This window comes from Burkholderia sp. MSMB617WGS, from assembly GCF_001532025.2.
Classification (GTDB): Bacteria; Pseudomonadota; Gammaproteobacteria; order Burkholderiales; family Burkholderiaceae; genus Burkholderia; species Burkholderia savannae.
In genome coordinates, this window is the sequence record NZ_CP013458.1 from 2709435 (window position 1) to 2733470 (window position 24036).

Sequence of the window (24036 nt, forward strand, 5' to 3'; positions counted from 1 at the left end):
CACGCCCCCGAAATACCTGACTTCCCGTCAAAGTTCGATTGAATCCCTCAATCGCATATGAAGCATTGCAGGCGTGCTTTCCATATTTACCACTTCAATTAAAACAGATCGGTCTCGATGAGAAACGCACGCACCTTTGCTCCGGTTACAACGGGCGTCCATTCGGGCAGAAAGACATGCGTCCGCCAGCCCTACGACCGAGTGCGCGCTCCACCCGCCGCCCATCCCCCGTTGATCTGGGTCAAGCTCCGCCGGACGGCCGCTCCATAGACTGAAATCGGTCCTACGCGATCCGCCCCGCCCTCGAATTCCGGCGCGTCGTACCCGCCCGCGCGCGGCCCCGCGCTTCCCGACAGGAGACCTGCAACATGGAAACATCCCCGCTCCAGACGACGACGCACGACGACATCCCCCCGTTCGATCCGTTGGCGAGCGTCGAGGACCAGCTGCGCCTCGCGATCCGCTACGCGATCCTCGCGCCGTCGAGCCACAACACGCAGCCGTGGCGCTTCATCCTCGGCGACGCGTCGGTGATGCTGTGCGCGGACCGGCTGCGCGCGCTGTCCGTCGTCGATCCGTACGATCGCGAGCTGCTCATCAGCTGCGGCGCGGCGCTCTTCAATCTGCGCGTCGCGTTGAGCCGCTTCGGGTTCGCTTACTCGATCGACATGTTCCCGTCGACGTCGGACCCGGACGTGATCGCGCTCGTGCGGCTCGATCCCCACGGCTACCACGACGAAAGTCTCGTGCCGCTGTTCGACGCGATCGTCGAGCGCGTGACGACCCGCGCGCCGTTCGCGAGCGAGGCGGTGTCGTGCGAGGTCCAGCGCGCGCTCGTCGACGCCGGCGAGGCCGAAGGCGCGGAGATCGCGTGCGTGGACGCGCCCGGCGCGCGCGACGAGATCGCCGAGATGATCGCCGACGCCGACCGCCTGCAGTTCGCCGATCCGCGCTTTCGCCGCGAGCTCGCGAACTGGGTGCATCCGCGCCGCCGCGACGACGGGATGCCGGCGTTCGCGGCCGGCGTGCCCACGCTGCTCGACTTCGCGACGCCCGTCGTCGCGTCGGTGGTCCGCACGTTCGATCTCGGCGGCGGCATGGCGGCGATGCATCACAAGCTCGTCGACGGCTCGCCGCTCATCGTCGGCATCTCGACGGCGAGCGACGATCGCGACGCCTGGGTCGCGACCGGCCAGGCGCTCGAGCGCGTGCTGCTCGTCGCGACGGCCGCGGGGCTCACCGCGTCGTATCTGAATCAGCCGATCGAAATCGACACGCTGCGCGAGCGGCTGCGGCCGCTGCTGCACGTCGACGCGCATCCGCAGTTGCTGCTGCGCGTCGGACGCGGCCCGGTCGTCGCGCACGCGCCACGGCGTCCGCTGACGGACGTCGTGTCTTGATCGAGCGGGAACGCGCCGCGCGCGGACGGGACGCCGCGCGGCGCGGCGGAAGCGGCGGAAGCGGCGGAAGCGGCGGAAGCGGCGGAAGCGGCGGAAGCGGCGGAAGCCGTGGTGGCCGCGGCGATAGAGGAAGCGGCGGAAGTCGCGGCGATAGCGATCCTAGTGGCGGCGGCGACAGCGGTGGCAGCAGCGGCGGTAACGGAAGTGGCGGAAGTCGCGACGATAGCCGCCGTAATGGCGGTGGCGGTGGCGGTGGCGGTGGCGGTGGCGGTGGCGGTAGCGGTGGCAGTGGCAGTGACAACCGCGGCGGCGGCACCGAATCATGGCGCCGCTGGCTGCCCGGCGTCGCGACGCTGCGCACTTACCGGCGCGCGTGGCTCGCGCGCGATCTGTTCGCGGGCGTCGCGCTGACCGCCGTCCTCGTGCCGGTCGGCATGAGCTACGCGCAGGCGGCCGGCCTGCCCGTCGTCTCCGGCCTGTATGCGACGATCGCCGCGCTCGTCGGCTACGCGATCTTCGGGCCGAGCCGGATTCTCGTGCTCGGCCCCGATTCCGCGCTCGCCGCGCTGATCGCCGGCGCGGTCGCGCCGCTCGCGCACGGCGATCCCGCGCACGCGGTCGCGCTGTCGGCCGCGCTCGCGCTGATGTCGGGCGGCTTCTGCGTGCTCGCCGGGCTGCTGAAGCTCGGCTTCGTCACCGATCTGCTGTCCAAGCCGATTCAATACGGCTATCTGAACGGGCTCGCGCTGACGCTGATCGCGAGCCAGCTCCCGAGCCTGCTCGGCGCCGCGCCTTGCGGCGGCACGTTCGTCGACGAAGCGGCGAGCATCGCGGGCACCGTCGCGCAAAGCCGGATCGATATCGCATCGCTCGCGCTCGGCGGCGGCTGTCTTGCCGCCATCGTGTTGCTGCGGCGCGTCGCGCCCGCGTGGCCCGGCATTCTGATCGCGGTCGCCGCCGCGTCAGTGGCCGCCGCGTGGCTCGGGGCCGCGCCGGATCTGCATGTCGCGAACGCGCACGTCGCAAACGCGCATGTCGCGAACGCGCATGTCGCCCTCGTCGGCTCGCTTGCCGGCGTCATGCCGCCGCCCGGCCTGCCGTCGATCGCGCTCGCCGATGCGAGCCGGCTCGTCGCCGGCGCGCTCGCGATCGCGCTGGTGTCCGTTGCCGACATCAGCGTGCTGTCGCGCGTGTTCGCCGCCGACGACGGCCGCGAGACCGACCGCAATCAGGAGCTGATCGCGCTCGGCGCGGCGAACCTGCTCGCCGGCGCGCTGCGCGGCTGCGCGGTCAGCAGCAGTTCGTCGCGCACGCCCGTCGCGCTCGCGGCCGGCGCGCGCACGCAGCTGACGAGCGTCGTCGCGGCCGGCTGCATCGCGCTGCTGCTCGTCGCGCCGCTGCTGCTCGCCCGCGTGCCGCTCGCGGCGCTGTCGGCGGTCGTCGTCTATTCGGCGAGCGGCCTCGTCGACGTGCGCGCGATCGTCCGGCTCTACCGCGTGCGGCGCGGCGAGTGCGCGGTGTCGCTGCTGTGCTTCGCGGGCGTCGTGCTGCTCGGCGTGGTGCCGGGCATCCTGCTCGCGGTCGGGCTCTCGCTGCTGTCGTTCGTCTGGCGCGCGTGGCATCCGTACGACGCGGTGCTCGGCCGCGTCGAAGGCATGCACGGCTTTCACGACGTGTCGCGCCATCCGGACGCGGCTCTCACGCCCGGTCTCGTCGCGTTCCGCTGGGACGCGCCGCTGTTTCATGCGAACGCGACGATCTTTCGCGACCACGTGCGCGACGCGATCGCCGATGCCGATGCGCCGGTGCGCTGCGTCGTGATTGCGGCCGAGCCGATCACCGACGTCGACGTCACCGCCGCCGACATGCTCGCGACGCTGCGCGACGAGCTCGCCGCGCGCCGCATCACGCTGTACATCGCGGAGATGAAAGGGCCGGTCAAGGACCGGCTGCGCACGTACGGGCTCTTCGACAAGATCGGCGCGGATCACTTCTTTCCGACTGTGACGGACGCGGTTGCGCGCTTCGCGCAGGTGCGCAAGGACGTGGCGGCCGCGCGGCGGGCGCGGCGATGAAATTTCGCCGAGCGTGCGGCGCAGGCGCGGCGCGTTGCGTTGCGTTGCGCACGCATGCCTGCGATCGCGCGCGGCGGAATCGGTCGAAACCGCGTTGTTTCGCTCGTCGAACACCACCCGGATCGCATGGCGCGCATGCGGCTCGCGACGGCAGTGCGGCCGCCGCGCCGATTTCGGCGCGCCGCGAAGGCGTGACGGCGATTGCCTGATTCAGGCCGCGTCGGGCGGGGCGCCGCCCCTCGCTCCGCGTGGATGAAACCGGTTGCTCGCATGCGGCCCGCGGCAACGCATCGTGCATCGTTCGCAAGACCGCAGCACCGCAACGAAGCCCGGCGGCGGCGCTCGGCGGCGATCGCGCGAAACAGATGAGATCGATTGCAGACATGCCTCCGTCATCCGCGAGCACGAAACGATCGCGTGAAGGCGGCGCGCGCGATCGCGCCGCGCACGGCGTCCGCGCAGGGTGCGACGGGACATACGACCACGACCGCGCGACACGGCACGCATCGATCTCCGGCGAATCGCCCGCAATCCGCGGACATGGAACCGGTTGCGCGAACGCAGCGCGAAACCGACCGGCAACGGCGCTCGCGCGCAGGCGATCTATGCGGCGGCGAGACCGGCCGCGCGGCACCCGCGACGCAACGCCATTCCGGCGAAACCGCTCCGCGCATTCGCTGGCGAAGCCGCGGCGATGACGGCGCGCGGAACGTCGCACCCGGCCAGAGCCGGGTCACGCTGATCGCAGGTTCTGGCGGGCGGTTGAAAACGGGGTTGCGAAGTGCTCGCATGCGGTTTTTGGGGCTTCCTTACCGGCGCCGCACGAGCAATTCGTCGCGCATTCCGAGAGGTCGACAATTTTCTCCGGCATCTCGCCGCAGAGAATATCTATCGCCTGCCGAAAGCGCACCCGTTCGCCTTCGCCCCGCGCGCGCGTCAACTCCGCGCCTTCTCCTCGAAGTGAATCTGGCGCCGGGAGATCGACGCGATCTCGTCGAACAACGACGCCGCGCACGCCAGCACGTCGTCCACGGACACCATGCCGACGAGCGCGCCGCCCGCGCTCACGACCGGCATCCGGCGCGCGCCCGTCAGCCGCATCCGGTGCGCGATCGTCCACAGGCTGTCCTGCTCGTGCACGACGGTCGCCGGCGCGGACATGATCTCGCCGACGAACAGCGCGGCGGGGTCGATCTCCTTCGCGATCAGCGACAGCACGATGTCGCGGTCGGTCAGCATGCCGACCGGCTCTTGCGCGCGCCCCGCGTCGTCGACGACGATCAGGTCCCCGACATGGCGGTCGCGCATCAGGTGCGCGGCGTCGAGCACGGTGTCGGTGCGGCGACACACGGCGACGTCGCGGGTGCAGATTTCGGCAGCGTTCACGATCGGCCTCCGTTTTCATATGCAGGGCGCCCGCGCGCGGCGCGGCCGGCGCGCGACGGCGTTCCGGCAGCGCGTCGCGCAACGGCACGACACGAAACGAGATGCGGTGAAGTGCCCGGTCCTGCGAGCGCTCAAGCGAACGGTCAGCGTCGCACGCACGACCTTCGCGCATTCTGACGCACATCAACGTCAACGTCGGCGTCGGCGTCGACGTGGCGACGCGCACGCGCCGGCGCGCGACGCTTGATCGGGATCAGTTCGGCATCCGGCACACTCGCTATCGTTGACGAACGGACGCGCTCGCGCGCGGGTGCGGCGCGGCTTTCCCCTGTCTTGGAGACGGACATGAGCGACCCCGAATTGCTGACTTATCAACCGATCGCCGTAGCATTGCCCGCGCCTGCCGAAGCGCAGGCGCCCGCGATCATCGACCTGCCGCAACCCGATCTCGGCGCGGGCCTGCCGCTGATGGCCGCGCTGTCGCTGCGGGCGAGCGCGCGCGAATTCTCGTCCGCGGCGCTCGCGCCGACGACGCTCGGCGAGCTGCTGTGGGCGGCCGACGGCGTCAACCGCCCGGCAACGGGCGGCCGCACCGCGCCGTCCGCGCATGCGTTCAACGAAATCGACGTTTACGTCGCGCTGCCGGACGGCGTCTATCGCTACGACGCGCCGCTGCACCGGCTGCTGCTCAAGCGCTCGATCGACGCGCGCAACCTGACCGGCTACCAGGATTTCGTCGGCGCCGCGCCGCTCGATCTCGTGTACGTCGTGCGGACGTCGCGGCTGCTGTCGATGCCCAAGCCGCTGCGCGAGGCGTTCCCGGCGGTGGCGGCGGGCGCGATCGCGCAGAACGTCGCGCTGTATTGCGCGTCGGCGGGACTCGGCTGCGTCGTGCGCGGCTGGATCAACCATCGGCTGCTCGCCGACGCGCTCAGCCTGAACGAAGACGAACTGCCGATCCTCGCGCAGACGGTCGGCAAGCCGGCGGCGCACGCGGGCGGCGCGCGGCACGCCTGAACGCATGACGATTCGGCGGCGGCGTCGCGGGTGGGAGCGGTGCGTGACGCCGCGCGTCGATCGGGGCTGGCGATGACGGGCGGTGGATGACCGGCAACGGATGACCGGCAACGGATGACCGGCAACGGATGACCGGCAACGGATGACCGGCAACGGATGACCGGCAACGGATGACCGGCAACGGATGACCGGCGGCGCTCGGCACGCGCCGCGCGCCTCGCGCCGTAGCATGGAGCACGCGCCGCATTCAGCGCGCGCTTCGCCGTGCGCGACACATGCATCGCAGATCAATTGCGCGACGGCAGCCGCGCGCGGGCCGCGTCAGGCCAAAAGGCACAAGCGGCACAAGCGCGGCCGACGCGCCGCCGAACGCGCGCCGGCCCGCATCGCGCAACGCCGCGTCAGCCGCGGCGCGCGCATGCTCAACTGATCGCCAGCTTCTTTTTCTCCGCCGTCGCCTTCTTCGGCAGCGTCAGCGACAGCACGCCGTCCTGATACTGCGCGACCGCCGCGTCGCGGTCGATTTCGTTCGCAAGCGAGAAGGTCCGGCCGAACTCGCCCGAATAGCGCTCGCGCCGGATCACGCGCTCGCCTTCCTTCAGCTCCTTGTTGCGCTCGACCTTCGCGTTGATCGACACAGTGTTGCCTTCGATCTGCACGTTGATGTCGTTCTTGTCGACGCCGGGCAGCTCGGCCTTGACGATGTAGGACTGATCGTTCTCGGTCACGTCGATCTTCATCGACGCGAGCTTCTCTTCTTCGACGTCGACCATGCTGCGCAGCGGACGGAACAGACCCTGGAACAGGTCGGACACGGGCTCCAGCGAAAACGGGTCGTAACGCGTCAAATTGCTCATTGCTCTCTCCAGGAATTCGCAGCCGCGCACGATGCGCGGCCGACGCCGCACACGGCGTCCGGCGCTCGCCGAACGCCTCTCGATTCGTTGATGCAGGCCGGATCGATACCGGCCGATTTCAGCGTAGCGCCGCAGGCCCGGCCGGCATTGACATGAGTCAATCAGCGCTCATGGGTGTCCGAACGGGCCGCAGCGGCATCGATGTCTCGCGTCGGCGCGCCCGGTTCGTTTCGGTTCGTCTCGTTCCGTCCGCGCGCCGCGCCGGCTCGGCGGCGACCGGACGGCGAGCATCCGCCGCTCGCTCGCGCGACGTGCCCGGCCGCGCCGCACCGCACCGCGTATGAGGCTTGTGTGTGCGCACGCTCCGCCTGCATCGGCGATCTATCGGCCCCGCTGATGACTTCCGTTCGAAATCGCGATTTTTCATACGAGAACGTCGCACGTAGCATGCAAAGCGCGAGTCGACCACGGTCGCGCTCGCTTCGACAGGCCCCACGACAAAGAGCGAACATGAACGATCGTGTGCGATCCGGCAACGAGAAACTCGAAGTCAAGACGACGACCTGCTACATGTGCGCGTGCCGCTGCGGAATCCGCGTGCATCTGCGCGACGGCGAAGTCCGCTACATCGACGGCAACCCTGATCACCCGCTCAATCAGGGCGTGATCTGCGCGAAGGGCGCATCGGGGATCATGAAGCAGTACTCGCCCGCGCGGCTCACGCAGCCGCTGATGCGCACGGCGCACGCCGAGCGCGGCAGCGCGCAGTTCGAGCCGGTGTCGTGGGAGCGCGCGTTCGGCGTGCTCGAAAAACGTCTCGCGCACCTGCGCGCGACCGATCCGAAGCGTTTCGCGCTCTTCACCGGCCGCGACCAGATGCAGGCGCTGACGGGCCTCTTCGCGAAACAGTACGGCACGCCGAATTACGCGGCCCACGGCGGCTTCTGCTCGGCGAACATGGCGGCCGGAATGATTTATACGGTCGGCGGCTCGTTCTGGGAATTCGGCGGCCCCGATCTCGATCGCGCGAAGCTGTTTTTCATGATCGGCACCGCCGAGGACCATCATTCCAATCCGCTGAAAATCGCGATCTCGAAGTTCAAGCGCGCGGGCGGCCGGTTCGTCGCGATCAATCCGATCCGCACCGGCTACGCGGCGATCGCCGACGAATGGGTGCCGATCCGCCCCGGCACCGACGGCGCGCTGTTCATGGCGCTGATCCGCGAGCTGATCGAGACGCAGCGCTACGATCGCGACTTCGTCACGCGCTACACGAACGCGGCCGAACTGCTCGACATGCGCGCCGACGCCGACACGTTCGGCCTGTTCGTGCGCGACGCGGCGACGCCCGAGCGCAATCCGCTGTTTCCGCAAAACCACCTGTGGTGGGATCTCGGCAGCGGCCGGCCCGTGCCGCATCACACGCGCGGCGCGACGCCCGCGCTCGAGGGCCGCTACGCGCTCGACGACGGCACGCCCGTCGCGCCGTCGTTCGCGCTGCTGCGCGAGCGCGCCGCCGAATGCACGCCGGAATGGGCGGAGCGGATCACGGGCGTCCCGGCCGCGACGATCCGCCGGCTCGCGCACGAAATGGCGGACGTCGCGCGCGATCACCGGATCACGCTGCCGATCCGCTGGACCGACGCATGGGGCGAGACGCACGACACCGTCACCGGCAACCCGATCGCGTTCCATGCGATGCGCGGCCTCGCCGCCCATTCGAACGGCTTCCAGTCGATCCGCGCGCTCGCGGTGCTGATGTCGCTGCTCGGCACGATCGACCGGCCGGGCGGCTTCCGGCACAAATCGCCTTATCCGCGCGCGGTGCCGCCTTCGGCGAAGCCGCCGAACGGCCCGGACGCGGTGCGCCCGAACACGCCGCTCGCGGCGGGCCCGCTCGGCTGGCCGGCCGCGCCCGAGGATCTGTTCGTCGACGAGCACGGCGGCCCGGTGCGGATCGACAAGGCGTTCTCGTGGGAATACCCGCTCGCCGTGCACGGCCTGATGCACAGCGTGATCACGAACGCGTGGCGCGGCGATCCCTATCCGATCGACACGCTGATGATCTTCATGGCGAACATGGCGTGGAATTCGTCGATGAACACGGTCGAGGTCCGCAAGATGCTCGCGGACAAGCACGAGAACGGCGAATACAAGATCCCGTTCATCGTCGTGTGCGACGCGTTCCAGTCCGAAATGACCGCGTTCGCCGATCTGATCCTGCCCGACACGACGTACCTCGAGCGTCACGACGCGATGTCGATGCTCGACCGCCCGATCTCTGAATTCGACGGCCCGGCGGACTCGGTGCGCGTCCCGGTGGTGCCGCCGACAGGCGAATGCAAGCCGTTTCAGGACGTGCTGATCGAACTCGCGAGCCGGCTGAAGCTGCCGGCGTTCACGAATCCGGACGGCACGCGCAAGTTCCGCGACTATCCGCACTTCGTCGTCGACTATCAGACCGCGCCCAATTCCGGCGTCGGCTTCCTGATGGGCTGGCGCGGCGAGAACGGCGGCGACGCGCTCGTCGGCGCGCCGAATCCGCGCCAATGGGACGAATACGCGAAGCACGGCTGCGTGTTCCACCACACGCTGCCGGATACGCTGCAGTACATGCGCGGCTGCAACGGCCCGTATCTGAAATGGGCGGTCGAGAAGGGCTTTCGCAAGTTCGACGAGCCGATCGTGATCCACCTCTATTCGGACGTGATGCAGACATTCCGCCTCGCCGCCCAGGGCAGGACGAGCGGCCGGCAGCCGCCCGACCATTTGCGCGCGCGCATCGCGCGCTATTTCGATCCGCTGCCGTTCTGGTACGAGCCGCTCGAGCTCGGCGCGACCGATCTGCAACGCTACCCGCTCGCCGCCGTCACGCAGCGGCCGATGGCGATGTATCACTCGTGGGATTCGCAGAACGCGTGGCTTCGCCAGATTCATGGGGAGAACTATCTGTTCGTGAACCCGAAGGCCGCGCGCGAAGCGGGCATCGACGACGGCGGCTGGATCTACGTCGAATCGCAATGGGGCAAGGTGCGTTGCCGCGCACGCTACAGCGAGGTTGTCGAGCCGGGCACCGTGTGGACCTGGAACGCGATCGGCAAGGCGGCGGGCGCGTGGAATCTCGGCCCGCACGCGAACGAATCGCAGCGCGGCTTCCTGCTGAACCACGTGATCACCGACGAGCTGCCCGGCGACGCCGCGCGTGCGCCGCGCATCTCGAACTCCGATCCGATCACCGGCCAGGCCGCGTGGTACGACGTGCGCGTGCGCATCTACCCGGCCGAAGCGCACGCCGACCACACGCTGCCGCAATTCGCGCCGATGCCGGCGCTGCCGGGCGTGACGGGCGCGGTGCGACGCATCGTGCAGGGCTATTTCGCGGGCCGCGGCGAATTCGCCGCCCGGCTGCGCAACCCGGCGAAACGCCGTTGACGAGGAGCATGCGATGACGCAAATGGCGCTCGTGATCGATCTGAACGTGTGCGTGGGATGCCATGCCTGCGTGACGAGCTGCAAGGAATGGAACACGTCGGGCGCGGCGGGCGCGCTGTCGGACGTGCGGCCGTACGACGCCGATCCGTCCGGCACGTTCTTCAACCGCGTGCAGACGTTCGAGGCGGGCGAGTTTCCGCTCGCCGACACGATCCACTTTCCGAAGTCGTGCCTGCATTGCGAAGACCCGCCGTGCGTGCCCGTGTGCCCGACGGGCGCGAGCTACAAGCGCAAGGAAGACGGGCTCGTGCTCGTCGATTACGACAAGTGCATCGGCTGCAAGTATTGCGCGTGGGCGTGCCCGTACGGCGCGCGGGAGCTCGACGAGGCGCGCAAGGAAATGACGAAGTGCACGCTCTGCGCGGACCGCATCCATGACGACGCGCTGCCCGAGCGCGACCGCCAGCCCGCCTGCGTGCTCGCATGTCCGACGTCGGCGCGCCTGTTCGGCGACATTCACGATCCCGATTCGGCCGTATCGCAAGCGATTCGCGAGCGCGGCGGCTATCAGCTGATGCCGGAATGGGGCACGCGGCCCGCGAATCACTATCTGCCGCGCCGCACGACGACCGCCTGCGGCGGCGGCGGCAACGCGTGCGCATGCGGATCGGCGGACGCGGCGGTCTCGCCTGCCCCCGCGCCCGCTTCCGCCGACGACGACTTCGCGTACGCACCGGTGAATCTCGCCGCGCTCGCGAAGCGCGCCTGAACGCGCCGGACGCGCGCGTCACCGGCCATCGCCTTTGATAACGAATCCGGAGCACCACGCATGAAACCCGCTTTCTCGGTCATCTTCCTGACGACGCTGTGCGGCGCGAGCCAGGGGCTCATGATCGCGCTGTTCGGCGTCGAGCTCGCGGCGCGGCTCGGGCTGTTCGCAGCGCCGCCGCAGGCGTTCTTCGTCGCGAACGCGGCGCTGTCGGTGCTGCTCGGCTCGCTCGGCCTGTTCGCGTCGTTCTTCCATCTCGGGCATCCGGAGCGCGCGTGGCGCGCGATCGCGATGTGGCGCACGTCGTGGCTCGCGCGCGAATGCATCGCGCTGCCGGTGTTTCTCGCGTGCACGACCGCCTACGGCGGCGCGCATCTGCTCGCGCTGCCGTACACGCTCGCGCTCGGCCTGCTCGCGACGATCGCGGGCGGCGCGCTGTTCGTCTGCACCGGCATGATCTACATCTGTCTGCGCTTTCTGCAGGAATGGGCGACGCCGCTCACGATGACCAATTTCGTGCTGCTCGGTTGCGCGTCCGGCTTCACGCTCGCGACCGCCGGCGCCGCGTGGTTCGTTCCGCCGCTCGTGCCCGCGCTCGCCGCGTGCGCATGCGCGCTGACCCTCGCGGGCGGCGCGACGCGCGTCGCGTCGCTCGCGCGCAACGCACGGCTGCGGCCGCGCTCGACCGTGCAGAGCGCGACCGGCATTCGCGCGCGGCAGGTCGTCCAGCGATCGCGCGGCTTCACGGCCGGCGCGTTCAACCTGCGCGAGTTCTTTCACGGGAAAACGCCGCGCACGCTGCAACGCGTGAAGTGGACGTTCCTGATCTGCGCGTTCGCGTTGCCGTTCCTGCTGCTCGCGATCGGCGGCGCGGCCGCGCCGGCCGTCGCGTCGTTCGCGCTTGCGTGCGGCGCGTTCGCGATCCAGTATGCGGGGCTCGTCGCGGAACGCTGGTTTTTCTTCGCCGAAGCGCGGCATCCGCAAAACGTCTATTACCAGAGCGCCGCGTGACGAACGGCGCGTGCGTATCGAGCGCATCGAGGTTGCGCTCGATGCGCGCGTCCGGCATGCGGACGTTGCGCTCGGCCGAGGCGCTCGCCGCCTGACGTGACGCATGCGCCGCCCCGCAGCGCCCCGCCGCCCCGCCGACGCCGCCTGCCGATGTCTTTCGCGTCGCGCCCCGGTATCGTTCGTCTTTCCTCTTCGCTCGCGCCGCCGTCCGCGCGACCCGCGTCCGTCGAATTCGCGGCGCCAAGGCCGGCGTTATTGACCACGATCAATCGCCGCCGCTCAAACCATAGCAGCATGTTCGACATGGCGTAACCGGTTCGATTCGATGCGATCCGCCCGGCCACGCGCGCCGGCCGCTCACGTGGCCGCCGCAACGGCGTTCGGCGCCGCGGCGGTGAGTCTTTACGGGAGCTGACGTGAGCCTTTACGGGAACCGGTGGCGTCCACCGGCTCCGCTCGGCGCGCTGCCGTGACGGTCGCCCCCGGGCCGCCCGCAAGAGCGGGGTGAATCGGCCTCGTCGCGCTGCCGTGGCTCGCCGACGGCGAATCATCGTGCCGCATGATGCATCGGGCATGCTTGCGCGGCGGGCATGCGTGCGCGGCGGGCTCGGTGAGCGCGTCCGCATGGCGAAAGCACCCGCCGATCGAGGCGAAGCGCACGGCGACGAAGCGTGCGCACGCATGCTCGCCGCCACTCGCGACGCCCCGGCGCAATCGCGATCGGTCCGCCCGAACAAGTTTCGAACAACCGAAGGAACGCCATTGCGACACTCAGGCTCCCGCTTCACCCGATTCCGGCTCGCGGCGGCGGCCTGGTGTCTCGCATCGGCGGCGAGCGTCGCATCGCCGGCGTTCGCCGGGGCAAACGCCGATGCCGCCGCACCGCCCGCCGACGGTGCGTCGCGCCCCGCGATTCTCGTCTATCACCGTTTCTCGATATCAGCGCCGCCCGACTCGATGACCATCCGAGTCAGCACATTCGAAGCGCAGCTCGCATTCCTCCGCTCGCATGGCTACACCGTCGTGCCGCTGCGCGAGGTCGTCGCATGGGCGGCGTCGCCGTCCGCGTCGCTGCCGGACAAGGCGGTCGCGATCACCGTCGACGACGGCCATCGCTCGGTGTACGAACTATTGCGGCCGATCGTGCTGCGCGAGCGGCTGCCCGTCACGTTGTTCATCTATCCGTCCGCGATCTCGAACGCATCGTACGCAATGACGTGGGACGAGCTGCGCGCATTGCGCGACACCGGCCGCTTCGACATCCAGTCGCATACGTGGTGGCATCCGAACTTCCGCACCGAGCGGCGGCGTCTCGCGCCGGACGCGTTCCGCCGCTTCGCCGCGACGCAGTTCGCGCATTCGCGCGCGTTGCTCGAGCGCGAAGTCGGCGGCCGGATCGATCTGCTCGCATGGCCGTTCGGCCTCTACGACGACGAACTCACGGCGCTCGCCGCTCAGGCGGGCTACGTCGCGGGCTTCACGCTCGACGCGCGCAAGGCCCGGCGCGGCGACGCGCCGCTCGCGCTGCCGCGCTTCCTGATCGTCGAAAGTTGCACGCCGGCCGCGCTCGCGCGGCTGCTCGGCGAGCGCGACGATGCGCATGCCGCTTCTCACACCGCTTCTCACGCCGATACTCATGCCGACATGCACGCGGAGGTTCCGCAGTGAACGAAATCGACTCTCGGCCAAGGGTGCGCGATCACTCGCACGCTCACGGCAACCACCTCCGCCGTAACCGCCACGGCGAGCGCCGATATTCACTCGAAGCATCGCTCATGCCCGAGTTCGATCATGGATCACGGACCAACGCCGCCGCGGACGCGCTCGCCGTCACGGCCGCCGCATCCGCCGGCGCGCTCGCCGCGACGCATGCGGGCGGGCCGGCGATGAACGCGTGTTCGCAATGGCTGAAAACCTGCGCATGTGCGCGCACATTCGCCATCGCCGCCCGCACTCATCGATGCGATCGCCGTGACGCACGCGGGAGATCGACCATGAACGGGCTCGCCCGACGGCTGCGAACGAGCCCTTGCACACGCGCGCTCGCCATTGCCGCCGCCGCGCCTACCGACGCGTTCGTCGCGACGCATGCAGAGGACCGCACATGAACACAATCGCACAATGGTTGCGTACGAGCGCCCGTGCGTGCGTGCTCGCCGTCGCATTGGCAGCCGTGCCGCCGGCCGGCGATGCGCTCGCCGCCGACGCATCATCCGGCGCACCGGCGGCCGCATCGCCGACGCCGACGCCGACGCCAACTCCAACGCCCGCGCCCGCCGTCCGCGGCACCGTCGTCGACGCGCGAACCGGCAAGCCGATCGCGGCCGCGGTCGTGACGATCGGCGGCCGCCCGATGCGCGCGGACGACCACGGCGCGTTCTCGAGCGGCGCGGCCGCCGCCGACATCGCCGTGCGCGCGCCCGGCTATCTCGCGACGCGCGCGGCCGTCGAAACCGGCAAACCCGTCACCGTCGCGCTCGCGCCGTTCCGGCCGAAGGCTGTCTATCTGTCCGTATTCGGGATCACGAGCAAGACGCTGCGCGACGCCGCGACGAAACTCAAGGGCGACACCGCGATCAACGCGCTCGTCATCGACATGAAGGGCGATCGCGGCATCGCGCCGTATCCGAGCGCGGCGCGGCGCGCGTCGGGCGCGGCCGCGCAAACGCCGAACGCGCCCGTGGTGCGCGACTTCGCCGCGCTCGTCGGCGATCTGCATCGGCGCGGGTTCTATCTGATCGCGCGGATCGTCGTGTTCAAGGACGATCCGCTCGCCGCCGCGCATCCGGACTGGACGGTGCGCGATGCGGACGGCGACGTGTGGCACGATCGCGAGAAGCTGCGCTGGATCGATCCGACGCTGCGCGAGGCGTGGACGCACAACCTCGACGTCGCCGAGGAAGCGGCGAAGCTCGGCTTCGACGAAATCCAGTTCGACTACGTGCGCTTTCCGGACGCGCGCGGGCTGCGCTTCAGCGTGCCGAACACGCGCGCGAACCGCACCGCGGCGATCACGGGCTTCCTGCAGGCGGCGCGCGGCCGGCTCGCGCCGTACAACGTGTTCGTCGCCGCCGATATCTTCGGCTACGTCTGCTGGAACGAGGACGACACCGCGATCGGTCAGCAGATCGAAATGCTCGGCGGGCCGCTCGACTACATTTCGCCGATGCTCTACCCGTCCGGCTTCACGTGGGGATTGCCGGGCTGCACGCAGCCGACTGCCGATCCGGGGCAGATCGTGCGCCGCTCGCTCGCCGAGGCGCGCTCGCGGACCGGGCTGCCGGGCGTGCGGTTCCGGCCATGGCTGCAGGCGTTTCGCGACTATGCGTTCGACCGCCGCGATTTCGCGGCGGAGGAGATCCGCGCGCAGGTCGACGCCGCCGAGGCCGCCGACACCGACGGCTGGATGCTGTGGAACGCGCGCAATCGCTACGATCCGCAACAGTTGCCGAAATGAGCGCGCGGCGGCACGGCGTGGCCGCGCGAAGCGGATCGACACGGCCGCTCTCGAACTCGTCTCGAGGCCGCAGTGTTTGCGTGTGCTCGACGGCGGCACGCGCCGCCGCGCCGATGTCCCGCGCCGCCGCGCACCGCCTGCTTGCGCGCCAGCCGGCGCGGGCCGATCCGGCGACGCGCACGCCGCCGGCATGCGCGGGCGCGTCGCGGCTCCGCCCCTCCTTCGCGCGGCGCCGCTAGTTGCCTGCGCCCGTTCCGCTCGCCGCCGGCGCGTCGGGCGTCGGCGTCGGCGACATCGGCGCGCTGTCGTTCGGCAAGCCGTTGTCCGGCTGCGCGGCGGGCGGCGGCTGCACGGACGAAGGCGGCGTCGGCTGCAGCAGCGGCGGCATCTGAGGCGCGGATGCGCCGCCCGGCGCGAACGGCGCAACGCTCACGGCCGACGCGGCCGAGGCTGACGCTTCGGACGCGGCGCGCGCCGCCGCGGCTGCCTCGGAAGCCGCTTCGACCTCGGACGCCGGCATCACCTCCTCCACCGGCGCACGCGGCGCCTTCGGCGGCGGCGCGGCCTTCTGCGGCTCGGGCTTCCCGAACAGATAGCGATACCAGTCGCCGAGCTTGTCGCGGAACGTGTCGAACGCGCCCGGCGGCGCCTCGGTCGCGAAGCGCTCGCGCGTGTCGACGATCCGCGCGCGAATCGCCCGCTGATAGAAGTCGCCGACGATCGGCAGCGCGCTCCTCGCCCCTTGCCCCCAGTCGCTGCCGAGCGTCACGCGGCCGTCGTCGAAGCCGACCCACGCGCCCGCCACGAGTTCCGGCTGCATCAGGATGAACCAGCCGTCGGTGTCGCCCTGCGTCGTGCCGGTCTTGCCGGCGACGTCCGCGCGAATGCCGTAGCGCGAGCGGATCGCCGCGCCGGTGCCGCGCTCGACGACGCCGCGCATCACGTCGATCAGCGTGCGCGCCGCCGACGCGTCGAGCGCGCGCTCGGGCGACGCGCTCGCGAATTCGGCGAGCACCTCGCCGTTGCGATCCTCGATGCGCGTGACCATCCGCGGCTCGACGTATTCGCCGACGTTCGCGATCGTCGCGTACGCGGACACCATCTCCTTGAGCGTGACGGGGCTCGTGCCGAGCGCGAGCGCCGGCACCGCGTCGAGCTCGCTGTCGCGCACGCCCATCGCGCGCGCGAGCCGCGCGACCTTTTGCGGGCCGACTTTCATCATCAGCTGCGCGGTGATCCGGTTGCGCGAATACGCGATCGCGTCGCGCAGCGTCATCGGCTTGCCGGTCGGCGGCGCGTCGTCGTCGGGCCGCCAGATCTCGCCGCCCTTCAGCGCAATCTCGACCGGCTGATCGACGAACGTGTCGTCGGGCGTCGCGCCCGCCGCGAACGCCGCGCCGTAGACGAACGGCTTGAATGTCGAGCCCGGTTGCCGGCGCGCCTGCTGCACGTGATCGAACGGCTCGGTCGTGAAGTCGCGGCTGCCGACCCACGCCCTGATTTGCCCGTTGCGCGGATCGATCGCGAGAAAGCCCGCCTGCACGTCGGCCTTCGTCTTGCAGAGCGCGCGCGCGAAGCCGCGATCGGCGAGCAGGCGCTTGAGCGCCGCGCCCTCGGTCGCGCCGCCGTCGAGCGCCGCGCGGAACTGCGGCGTCTCGCGCACGAACGCGCGGAATAGCGGATTGCCCGGCGCGCAGCCGCTGCCCGCGTTCCACATCCCGTTCGCGACGCCCTGAAGCTGATTCGTCTGCCGCGCGAGTGCCTGCGTCGCGTACGTCTGCAGCCGCGAATCGATCGTCGTGCGCACGACGAGGCCGTCCGAGTAGATGTTGTAGTCGTTGCGGTCGGCCCACGCGATCAGCCACTTGCGCAGTTGCTGCGCGAAATGCGGCGCGGGGCCGGGCGGCTCCTTCTGCCGCTCGAAGTCGATCCGCAGCGGCTTCCTCTGCAGCGACGCATACGCGGCGGGCGACAACTTCCCGTACTTCACCATCTGCGCAAGCACCGTGTTGCGCCGCGCGAGCGCGCGCTCGGGGTTCAGCACCGGGTTGTAATAGCTGTTGCCCTTCAGCATGCCGACGAGCGTCGCGGCGTCGAGCGCGTCGAGCTGATCGGCCGATTTGTCGAAGTACGTGCGCGCCGCCATCTCGACGCCGTACGCGTTGTACAGGAACGGCACCGTGTTCAGATACGTCTCGAGAATCTGCGGCTTGCTGTAGACCGCCTCGATCTTCAGCGCGGTGATCGCCTCTTTCAGCTTGCGCGTGAGCGTCGGCGCGCGGCCGATCTCGTCCGGATACAGATTGCGCGCGAGCTGCTGCGTGATCGTCGAGCCGCCCTGCCGCTCGCCCGAGAACGTGCGCAGCGCGGCGCCCGCGGTGCGGCGCCAGTCGAGGCCGTGGTGCTCGTAGAAGCGGTGGTCCTCGGTCGAGATCAGCGCATCGACCATCTTCGGCGAGATGCCCGCGAGCGGCACCCATTCGCGGTTCGACGGCTTGAACTCGGCGAGCAGCTTGCCGTCGGCGGACAGGATCTGCGCGGGCGCGTCGACGCGCGCCTTGCGGATGTCGCCGATGCCCGGCGTGAACGGGATCAGCGCGAACACGTAGATCACGAACAGCGCGGGAACGGCGGCGAGCGCGAGCAGGACGCCGCGTCGCGTCGGATGACGCAAGCGGCGCAGGACGTTGGCGGCGTGCGGCTTTGCGGCGGCGAGCCAGGCCGCGCAACGGTCGAGGACGGACGACACGATTCGGCGATTCACGCGGTGATGCGAATGGGTGGGAAAGCGTGCATCGTACCAAACGCGGCGACGCGCCCGAAGGATGGCGGGGCCGGAGCGGCATCGCGATGCTGCCGCCGATGCCGCCGTTGACGCCGACGCGTCGCAACTGCGGCCCCGCCCGCGACGCCGCGGTTCACGCCCGTCGTTCCGGGCAACGGGCGCGCACCGCGGCGACGGCGGCGGCCGTCATCCGCGCCGCCGCATCGGCGTCAAAACTTGTCGTCCTTCTTGACCGCGACTTCCATGTACCGGTTCGAGAAGACGCGGCGCGCCGCCCCGATCTCCGGGCGATGCAGGGCGTCGGCGAGCTTGTTGACGAGCTTGCTGACAGGCACGTCGTCGACGCCGCCGAGCACGCGCGCCCGCGCGTCCGGCGGCAGGTTCGCGCGCCCGTCGCGCACGACGGACAGCGCAGTGCCCGCCTTCATGACCTCGCCGGCGAATGCCGTCCGGAGCGGCTGCGGCGTGCGCCCGGACAAGCGCGCGCATTCGTCCCGGCTCGGGCCTTCGATGTGCCGATCGAGCTTCGGCGTGCGCGCGAAACACATTTCGACGAGGCTGAGCCACGCGGTATCGCGCAAATGCGGATCGTCGAAATCGAAGCGAAACGATGCGCCGCCGAAGCGATCGTGCGCGGCGCTCCGGCGACGTCGAGACGCCCGGCGTTGCGCTCGGCCGCCGCGGCCGGGCCGACGCCGGATTGCGTGGAAACGAACGGGACCGAATCAAGCTCAAGCATGGGCGAGCGCATCGTATTCGCGGGTCGAGCGAAGCGCATCGTGCGACGCGGAAAACGCCTGTTGCTCGATCGCGCAAGACTCGCGGCTCCAGGCCGCCAGCCATTCGACGAGCCCGGCGAATGCGCCCGTCAGACGTTCGAGCGTCAGGTTCGCGGGCGACAAATGACGCATCGCCACGAGCGCATCCGTTTGCGGATTCAGGCCGATGGTCGGCACGTGCTCGTGCAACGCGTCGAACTGGCGGGCGAGCACGAAGCGCGTCCACGCTTCGCGTTGCAGCGTGTCGACCGTCGGCATCGGCAATTCGGCGAGCAGCGTCAGACAGTCGAGCGCACGGTTGTCGTAAAGCGCGAGCTTCAGATCGTCGATTCGCAGCTGGCATACGCCGGTCGCGTCGAATTTCAGATCGGATAGCCCGATCCGCGCGCCGAATTCGCCCAGCAGGGCGTTCGTCATTTCCATCGATTGGCTCTTGGTTGCTCGTACGGCGCCAATGTTAGGCAGTCGGGCGCGAACCTCTTTCGAATACCGGGCGCTTGTTTCGATTTTGACCCGGAAAGTGCGTGGGCCGGCCGCGCGAACCGCTTCCGGGCAGCGGCTTCGCGTGGCTTCAGTGCGGCCGGGCGGGCGCGGGCGCATTGCCGGCTCGCGCGACAAACGATTTCGCATGAGCGACGACGCATGTTGCTTCCGGCCATGCGCCACGGAAATGCGCGACGTCCGCGCGCAATGCGCGCTCGCGGGCGCGCCGCTCAAGCGCGCCAACCCAGCGCGTCACCCCTCTCGCGCCCCGCGCGCGCCTGCACGCGAGGCGTCGTTCGACGCCGTCATGCCCTCGCGCTCCTGATCAAGCTCTCGCAGGTCCCGACTTGCGGATCGCCCGCCGGCAGCTTCCCGCACACGCCTTCGAACTGCCTGACGACCGCGAGCGCCGCCGCGTCGTGCGCGCCGCCCTGCCGCCAATGCGCGAGCTGCGTGACGACGCGCGTCAGCGCGCGCCGGTTCGCGCCGTAGAACGCGTTGCGCGTCTGGCTCGCCTGCGTCAGCACGTCGCTTGCGATCGCGCGGATTCGCTCGGCGTCGTCCGGCGCGAGATCGACCGCGTTCGCGAAGTACGCCGCGCCCCAGCGCAGCCGCGTCGCCGGGCCGGTCGCCGCTTCATACGCCTTCCTGTACCAAGCGAGCGCCGCCGCGCGGTCGCCGCGCGCCTTCGCATTCGCCGCGAGCCCCGACATGAAGTAGTACGGCGTCGGCGAACGCGCGATCTCCGCCTTCAGCAGCGCGTCGGCCGCATCGAACTGGCCGGCGTCGGTCAGCGTGTCCGCCGCCTCGCTGACGACCGCCTGCCGCCCATAGACGTTCGTCGATTCGGCGAGCGCCGACGCGGTCTGCCGCCGCACCGCGTCGGCGAGCGCGGACGGCAGCGGCGCGCCCGGCTTCGCGTCGAGCCGCGCGATGCGCACGCGGCCGTGCAGCGCCATCGTCCGGTCGATCGCGGCGAGCGACCTATCGGTCGACAGCCGCGCGAGCGCCGCATCGTACTGCTTCGCGAGCGTCGCGCGCGCCGCCGCGTCGCCGCCCGCCAGATACTTGACGACGTCGTCCGGCGCGGCGACGAGCACGTCATAGTCCGCGCGCGCAAGCTTCGGGTCGCGCAGCGCGTCGCGCACGGCGGCCGCGCCCGCCGCCTTGTCGACATCGCCCCGCTGCGGCGGATCGCCGAGCGCCGCCGACACGACCGCCTTCAAATCGAGCCGCAGCCCCTCGGCGCTCGCATGGCCCGCGCCCGCGTGGTGGGCGAGCGTTTGCAGCGTCGTCGCGACGCGCTCGTTCGGCACCGGCAGATCGCCGTCGGTGTCCCACGAGTAGTCGGCGAGCACGCGCCAGTCGTCGGGCGTGACGCGCGCGCCGTCCTTCAGCGCGGCAGCGAGCGTCTGCTTGAACGGATGCGCGGCGTTCAGCCCGATCGACAGCGCCTGCATGTAGCGGTCGAGATCGACTTCGCCCGGCAGCCGCGTGACTTCGGCGCCGTCCGGCCGGAACAGGATCATCGTCGGATAGCCGCGCACCTTGAAGCGCTCGCCGATCTTCTGCGCATTCTCGGTGTCGCCGTCGAGATAAACCGGCACGAAGAACGACGAGCGCGCTTTGAACGCCTGCTGGCTGAAGATCGTCGACTTCACCTGATTGCACGACGGGCACCAGACCGCGCCCCAATACAGGAACAGCGGCTTGTTCGTGCGCTTCGCCTCGGCGAACGCGGCGTCGACGTCGCCTTGCCGCCACGCGATGCCGGGCGGCAGATGCTCGGGCGCGTGGGGCGCGTCGGCGGCGAAGCACGCGCCCGCGGCGGCGACGAGCAGCGACGCCGTCAGCTTTCGAATCGCAGTTTTCATCGATGAGAGTCCGGTTGGGGCGGCGCCGCGTCGTTCGGCATCTTGGTGGCGGCCCGCATCGGGTTGACGTTCGAGCGCGCCGGCCGCGCGCTCCGTTCTTTCACGGCGCAATCGTATGAAGTATAGAAACAATCTCGGGCGCTGCGGGAGGCCTCGATGTGTGACGCGAGAGACTCGGCGAGAACTCGGCAAGAACTCGGCGAGAACTCGGCAAGGGCTCGGCGAGGGCTCGGCGAGGGCTCGGCGGGAAAAGGGTCGCGCAACGGACTCGCCAATGGGATCGGGCAACGGGCTCGTGTGCCGCGGCGGCTTGCTTGACCGCCGTGCCGCGGGCGCGGCGGCCGTCGACACGAGCGCGTCGTTCACGACCAGCCGGGCAGCCATACGTCCGCGGCGGCGGACGGAGCCGACGTCGTCGCGATGGATCGACATCGTCGACACGCGCGCGATTCGCGACGATCGCCGCAATGGCAGTCGGAGCGGCGGCGACGTAGATCTTCTCGATCGCTTCCCGCTCTTCGATCCCGACGAGCCACCCGATCTGCCGGCTCCGTCGCGCTTTCGTCCGCCGCATCGCGAGCATCGCTTGCGCCGATTCGCTCGATTCCATCGACGACGCGACGCGACGACGCCCGCGCGCAACCTCCCGCCCGGCCCGTCGCGCATCGCGAATCGCGCGCCCGGATCAGAACTTGTGCCGAATCCCGACGATCGCGAGCTCCTGCGAATCGGTGCCCGAGTTCACGCCATACGAACCGACGGACGCCTGCGCATCGACCACCGAGCCGTTCGCGCCGAGCGTGCGGCCGCTCGCCTTCTGATAGCCGAACAGCGCATAGAGATCGGTGCGCTTCGACAGTGCGTAGCCCGCGCCGAGGTTCACCTGGTGATAGTGCGCGGAAGCGGGCCCCGTCAGCGACGTGTAGTTGTAGCCGACGCCCGCGCGCAGCGCCGGCGAGAACTGATAGTTGAAGAACGCGGAGCCGCTGTTGAACTTCGCGGTTTCGTTGAACGTCGACAGCGAATCGCGGCCGTAGTGCGTGTTCGAATACGCGAGGCCGAACGTCGCCGAGCCGAGCACGTACTGGCCGCCGACGCGCACGATCTGAATCGACTTCGCGCTCGCGAAGCCCTGGTTGATCACGGTGTTGAACAGCGTGTCCGAGCTGCCCGTCCACGTGCGCACGCCGTTCGCGGCGGTCGTGCCGCCGTCCGCGTACAGATAGCCGGCGCCGAGCGACAGCGGCCCGTTCGCGTAGCTCGCCGCGAAGCTGTACGTGCGGCCGCTGCCCGTCGCGCCGGCCACGCCGCCGAAGCCGTACAGCGCTTCGAACTGGAAGCCCGACAGCACCGGGCTCGTGTACTTCACCGAGTTGCTCACGCGCAGGCTGTTGTCGTAGTTGTCGAGGTCGCCCGGCGTCGCGAACACGCCGCCGAAGTAATTGTCCTCGGTAAGCCCCTGCACGAGATCGACGACCGGATCGTATTGGCGGCCGAGCGTGACGGTGCCCCACGTGTTGCTCGCGAGGCCGACGATCGCCTTGCGGCCGAACTCGCGATTGCCGTTCTGCTGGCCGGTGCCGAGATTGAAGCCGTTTTCGAGCTGGAACAGCGCCGCGAGGCCGCCGCCCAGATCCTCGGTCCCCTTCAGGCCCCAGCGGCTGCCGGACAGGTTGCCGCTGCTGAATTTCACGAGCGACGACTGATTGCGGCCGTCGGTTCCCTGCGCGTTGTGCACGTATGCGATGCCCGCATCGACGATCCCGTACAGCGTGACGCTGCTTTGCGCGTGCGCGCCGGCGCAGAGCAGGAGGCCGGCCGGCACGGCGAGCGCGGCGAGGTGCTTCGTTTGCTTCATGTGGTGGTTGTCCTCGTAGTCGACTTGTTGTTGGAATCGCTGAACGATACGGACAGGACGACGAACCGAAAACCAATTAATTCTGCGATGGTTATGATGGGCGCCGGATCGCCGAACTCCGCACGCGCCCGCGACAATGCCACCGGCGCCGCGCGCGCCCGATTCGCCACGCGCGACACTGACACCATATATCGGGCACCGGAGCGTGCGCGCGCATGAACGCACCAGCCGAATTCACGACGCAACCGACGCGCATTGCAGATTTCGAATAGGCCAGTTGACGGCCGCGACGCGGTCATTCAAGTCGAAATCGGGTTCGCGCGCGCCTTACTCGGCCACATGACGGCGAAGGCCTTATTGCCCCAACGGCCCGCGCCGATCTTGATTACGCGGCCCCAGCCGCGCAATGCGAGCATCCCCGATCCACTTCGAACTCGATTCGCGGCGACCGAAGTCGATTAATGCCCACCCGACACATCAATCATAAATCCACGCGCGGAAGCCGCATTAGCCGCCGACAGGTCGCAAAAGACAGCCGTCTCACATATCTCGGACAAGGATCACCATTCAGCTTCCACGAATCCCACATTACCCTTTTAAATCAACCACTTCAAATACGATCAAAATTTTAGTTTCTAATTAACATCGGCTCTAATTCCGCTTTCAACACGTTATTGTCACAGATCAATTACAAGATCCTTAAAAATTCATTAGACAGTTACGAGAATCCTATGGTTAAATTCACTCGACTCGCCGGGCCATCGTCTCTCATCGATTGAATTCATCCTGTTTGCAGGATTCAGTCGAATAACCGATATAACGATAAATTCCGGCAAAAGTGCCTCCGACATTC

General features: G+C 69.4%; 15 protein-coding genes and 1 pseudogene. 9 read left to right on the forward strand and 7 right to left on the reverse strand.

The genetic code is table 11. The features are described from left to right. The first annotated feature begins 368 nt into the window (after positions 1 to 368). The gene (locus WT60_RS32825) at positions 369 to 1400 is read left to right on the forward strand and encodes a nitroreductase family protein (RefSeq protein WP_060355913.1); all 1032 of its coding nucleotides are present in this window, start codon (positions 369 to 371) and stop codon (positions 1398 to 1400) included. Continuing rightward, positions 1397 to 3475: a SulP family inorganic anion transporter gene (locus tag WT60_RS32835; protein ID WP_236860901.1), complete on the forward strand. Its 2079-nt coding sequence runs from the start codon at positions 1397 to 1399 to the stop codon at positions 3473 to 3475. Before WT60_RS32825 ends, WT60_RS32835 begins: the two co-directional genes overlap by 4 nt. Before the next feature lie 936 nt (positions 3476 to 4411). Here WT60_RS32835 and WT60_RS32840 read toward each other — a convergent pair. After that, positions 4412 to 4861 (reverse strand): CBS domain-containing protein, encoded by a 450-nt coding sequence (locus WT60_RS32840; RefSeq protein WP_038755286.1) that lies wholly within the window; start codon positions 4859 to 4861, stop codon positions 4412 to 4414. 345 nt (positions 4862 to 5206) lie between these two features. Between WT60_RS32840 and WT60_RS32850 the strand changes: the two genes are divergently transcribed. Then, positions 5207 to 5878, forward strand: coding sequence for a nitroreductase family protein (locus WT60_RS32850; protein ID WP_059642759.1), 672 nt, complete (start codon positions 5207 to 5209; stop codon positions 5876 to 5878). 422 nt (positions 5879 to 6300) lie between these two features. Here the strand turns inward: WT60_RS32850 and WT60_RS32860 are convergent, their stop codons facing one another. Continuing rightward, positions 6301 to 6735, reverse strand: a complete 435-nt coding sequence (locus WT60_RS32860) for an Hsp20/alpha crystallin family protein (RefSeq protein WP_038751997.1) — start codon at positions 6733 to 6735, stop codon at positions 6301 to 6303. A 510-nt stretch (positions 6736 to 7245) separates the two neighbouring features. On the opposite strand from WT60_RS32860, the gene WT60_RS32870 reads away from it, so the two are divergent. From WT60_RS32870 to WT60_RS32890, 6 genes and pseudogenes are all read left to right on the forward strand, one after another. Further along, a complete protein-coding gene (locus tag WT60_RS32870) occupies positions 7246 to 10167 on the forward strand; it encodes a molybdopterin oxidoreductase family protein (RefSeq protein ID WP_060355915.1) in 2922 nt (973 codons plus the stop codon). Between the two features lie 13 nt (positions 10168 to 10180). Continuing rightward, a complete protein-coding gene (locus WT60_RS32875; RefSeq protein ID WP_059579868.1) occupies positions 10181 to 10936 on the forward strand; it encodes a 4Fe-4S dicluster domain-containing protein in 756 nt (251 codons plus the stop codon). Between the two features lie 60 nt (positions 10937 to 10996). Then, positions 10997 to 11947, forward strand: a complete 951-nt coding sequence (locus WT60_RS32880; RefSeq protein ID WP_059579865.1) for a DmsC/YnfH family molybdoenzyme membrane anchor subunit — start codon at positions 10997 to 10999, stop codon at positions 11945 to 11947. Between the two features lie 709 nt (positions 11948 to 12656). Continuing rightward, a pseudogene (locus WT60_RS32885) lies at positions 12657 to 13615 on the forward strand (polysaccharide deacetylase family protein); the annotation flags it as partial. Then, positions 13612 to 14055 carry a hypothetical protein gene (locus tag WT60_RS34230; protein WP_145986941.1) on the forward strand — a complete coding sequence of 148 codons (444 nt, stop codon included), beginning with the start codon at positions 13612 to 13614 and terminating at the stop codon, positions 14053 to 14055. The pseudogene WT60_RS32885 and the gene WT60_RS34230, both read left to right, overlap by 4 nt. Further along, positions 14052 to 15404, forward strand: coding sequence for a putative glycoside hydrolase (locus WT60_RS32890; protein ID WP_060355917.1), 1353 nt, complete (start codon positions 14052 to 14054; stop codon positions 15402 to 15404). The genes WT60_RS34230 and WT60_RS32890 overlap by 4 nt, the downstream gene beginning before the upstream one ends. A gap of 235 nt (positions 15405 to 15639) precedes the next feature. Here the strand turns inward: WT60_RS32890 and WT60_RS32895 are convergent, their stop codons facing one another. From WT60_RS32895 to WT60_RS32920, 5 genes are all read right to left on the reverse strand, one after another. Next, on the reverse strand, positions 15640 to 18168 hold the full coding sequence (locus tag WT60_RS32895; RefSeq protein ID WP_060355918.1) for a transglycosylase domain-containing protein: 2529 nt from the start codon (positions 18166 to 18168) through the stop codon (positions 15640 to 15642). Positions 18169 to 18398: 230 nt separating this feature from the next. Further along, positions 18399 to 18770 (reverse strand): hypothetical protein, encoded by a 372-nt coding sequence (locus WT60_RS32900; RefSeq protein WP_059642780.1) that lies wholly within the window; start codon positions 18768 to 18770, stop codon positions 18399 to 18401. Positions 18771 to 18920: 150 nt separating this feature from the next. Further along, positions 18921 to 19385, reverse strand: coding sequence for a type III secretion system chaperone (locus tag WT60_RS32905; protein ID WP_059579850.1), 465 nt, complete (start codon positions 19383 to 19385; stop codon positions 18921 to 18923). Between the two features lie 371 nt (positions 19386 to 19756). Further along, positions 19757 to 21325, reverse strand: a complete 1569-nt coding sequence (locus tag WT60_RS32910; RefSeq protein WP_060355919.1) for a thioredoxin family protein — start codon at positions 21323 to 21325, stop codon at positions 19757 to 19759. Positions 21326 to 22010: 685 nt separating this feature from the next. Then, positions 22011 to 23183 carry a porin gene (locus WT60_RS32920; RefSeq protein WP_059579841.1) on the reverse strand — a complete coding sequence of 391 codons (1173 nt, stop codon included), beginning with the start codon at positions 23181 to 23183 and terminating at the stop codon, positions 22011 to 22013. Positions 23184 to 24036: the final 853 nt, after the last annotated feature.

Coding starts and splice junctions, on each gene's coding strand:
- WT60_RS32825 (WP_060355913.1), top strand. CDS start 369: ATGGAAACATCCCCGCTCCAGACGACGACGCACGACGACATCCCCCCG.
- WT60_RS32850 (WP_059642759.1), top strand. CDS start 5,207: ATGAGCGACCCCGAATTGCTGACTTATCAACCGATCGCCGTAGCATTG.
- WT60_RS32860 (WP_038751997.1), bottom strand. CDS start 6,735: ATGAGCAATTTGACGCGTTACGACCCGTTTTCGCTGGAGCCCGTGTCC.
- WT60_RS32870 (WP_060355915.1), top strand. CDS start 7,246: ATGAACGATCGTGTGCGATCCGGCAACGAGAAACTCGAAGTCAAGACG.
- WT60_RS32875 (WP_059579868.1), top strand. CDS start 10,181: ATGACGCAAATGGCGCTCGTGATCGATCTGAACGTGTGCGTGGGATGC.
- WT60_RS32880 (WP_059579865.1), top strand. CDS start 10,997: ATGAAACCCGCTTTCTCGGTCATCTTCCTGACGACGCTGTGCGGCGCG.
- WT60_RS32890 (WP_060355917.1), top strand. CDS start 14,052: ATGAACACAATCGCACAATGGTTGCGTACGAGCGCCCGTGCGTGCGTG.
- WT60_RS32905 (WP_059579850.1), bottom strand. CDS start 19,385: ATGACGAACGCCCTGCTGGGCGAATTCGGCGCGCGGATCGGGCTATCC.
- WT60_RS32910 (WP_060355919.1), bottom strand. CDS start 21,325: ATGAAAACTGCGATTCGAAAGCTGACGGCGTCGCTGCTCGTCGCCGCC.
- WT60_RS32920 (WP_059579841.1), bottom strand. CDS start 23,183: ATGAAGCAAACGAAGCACCTCGCCGCGCTCGCCGTGCCGGCCGGCCTC.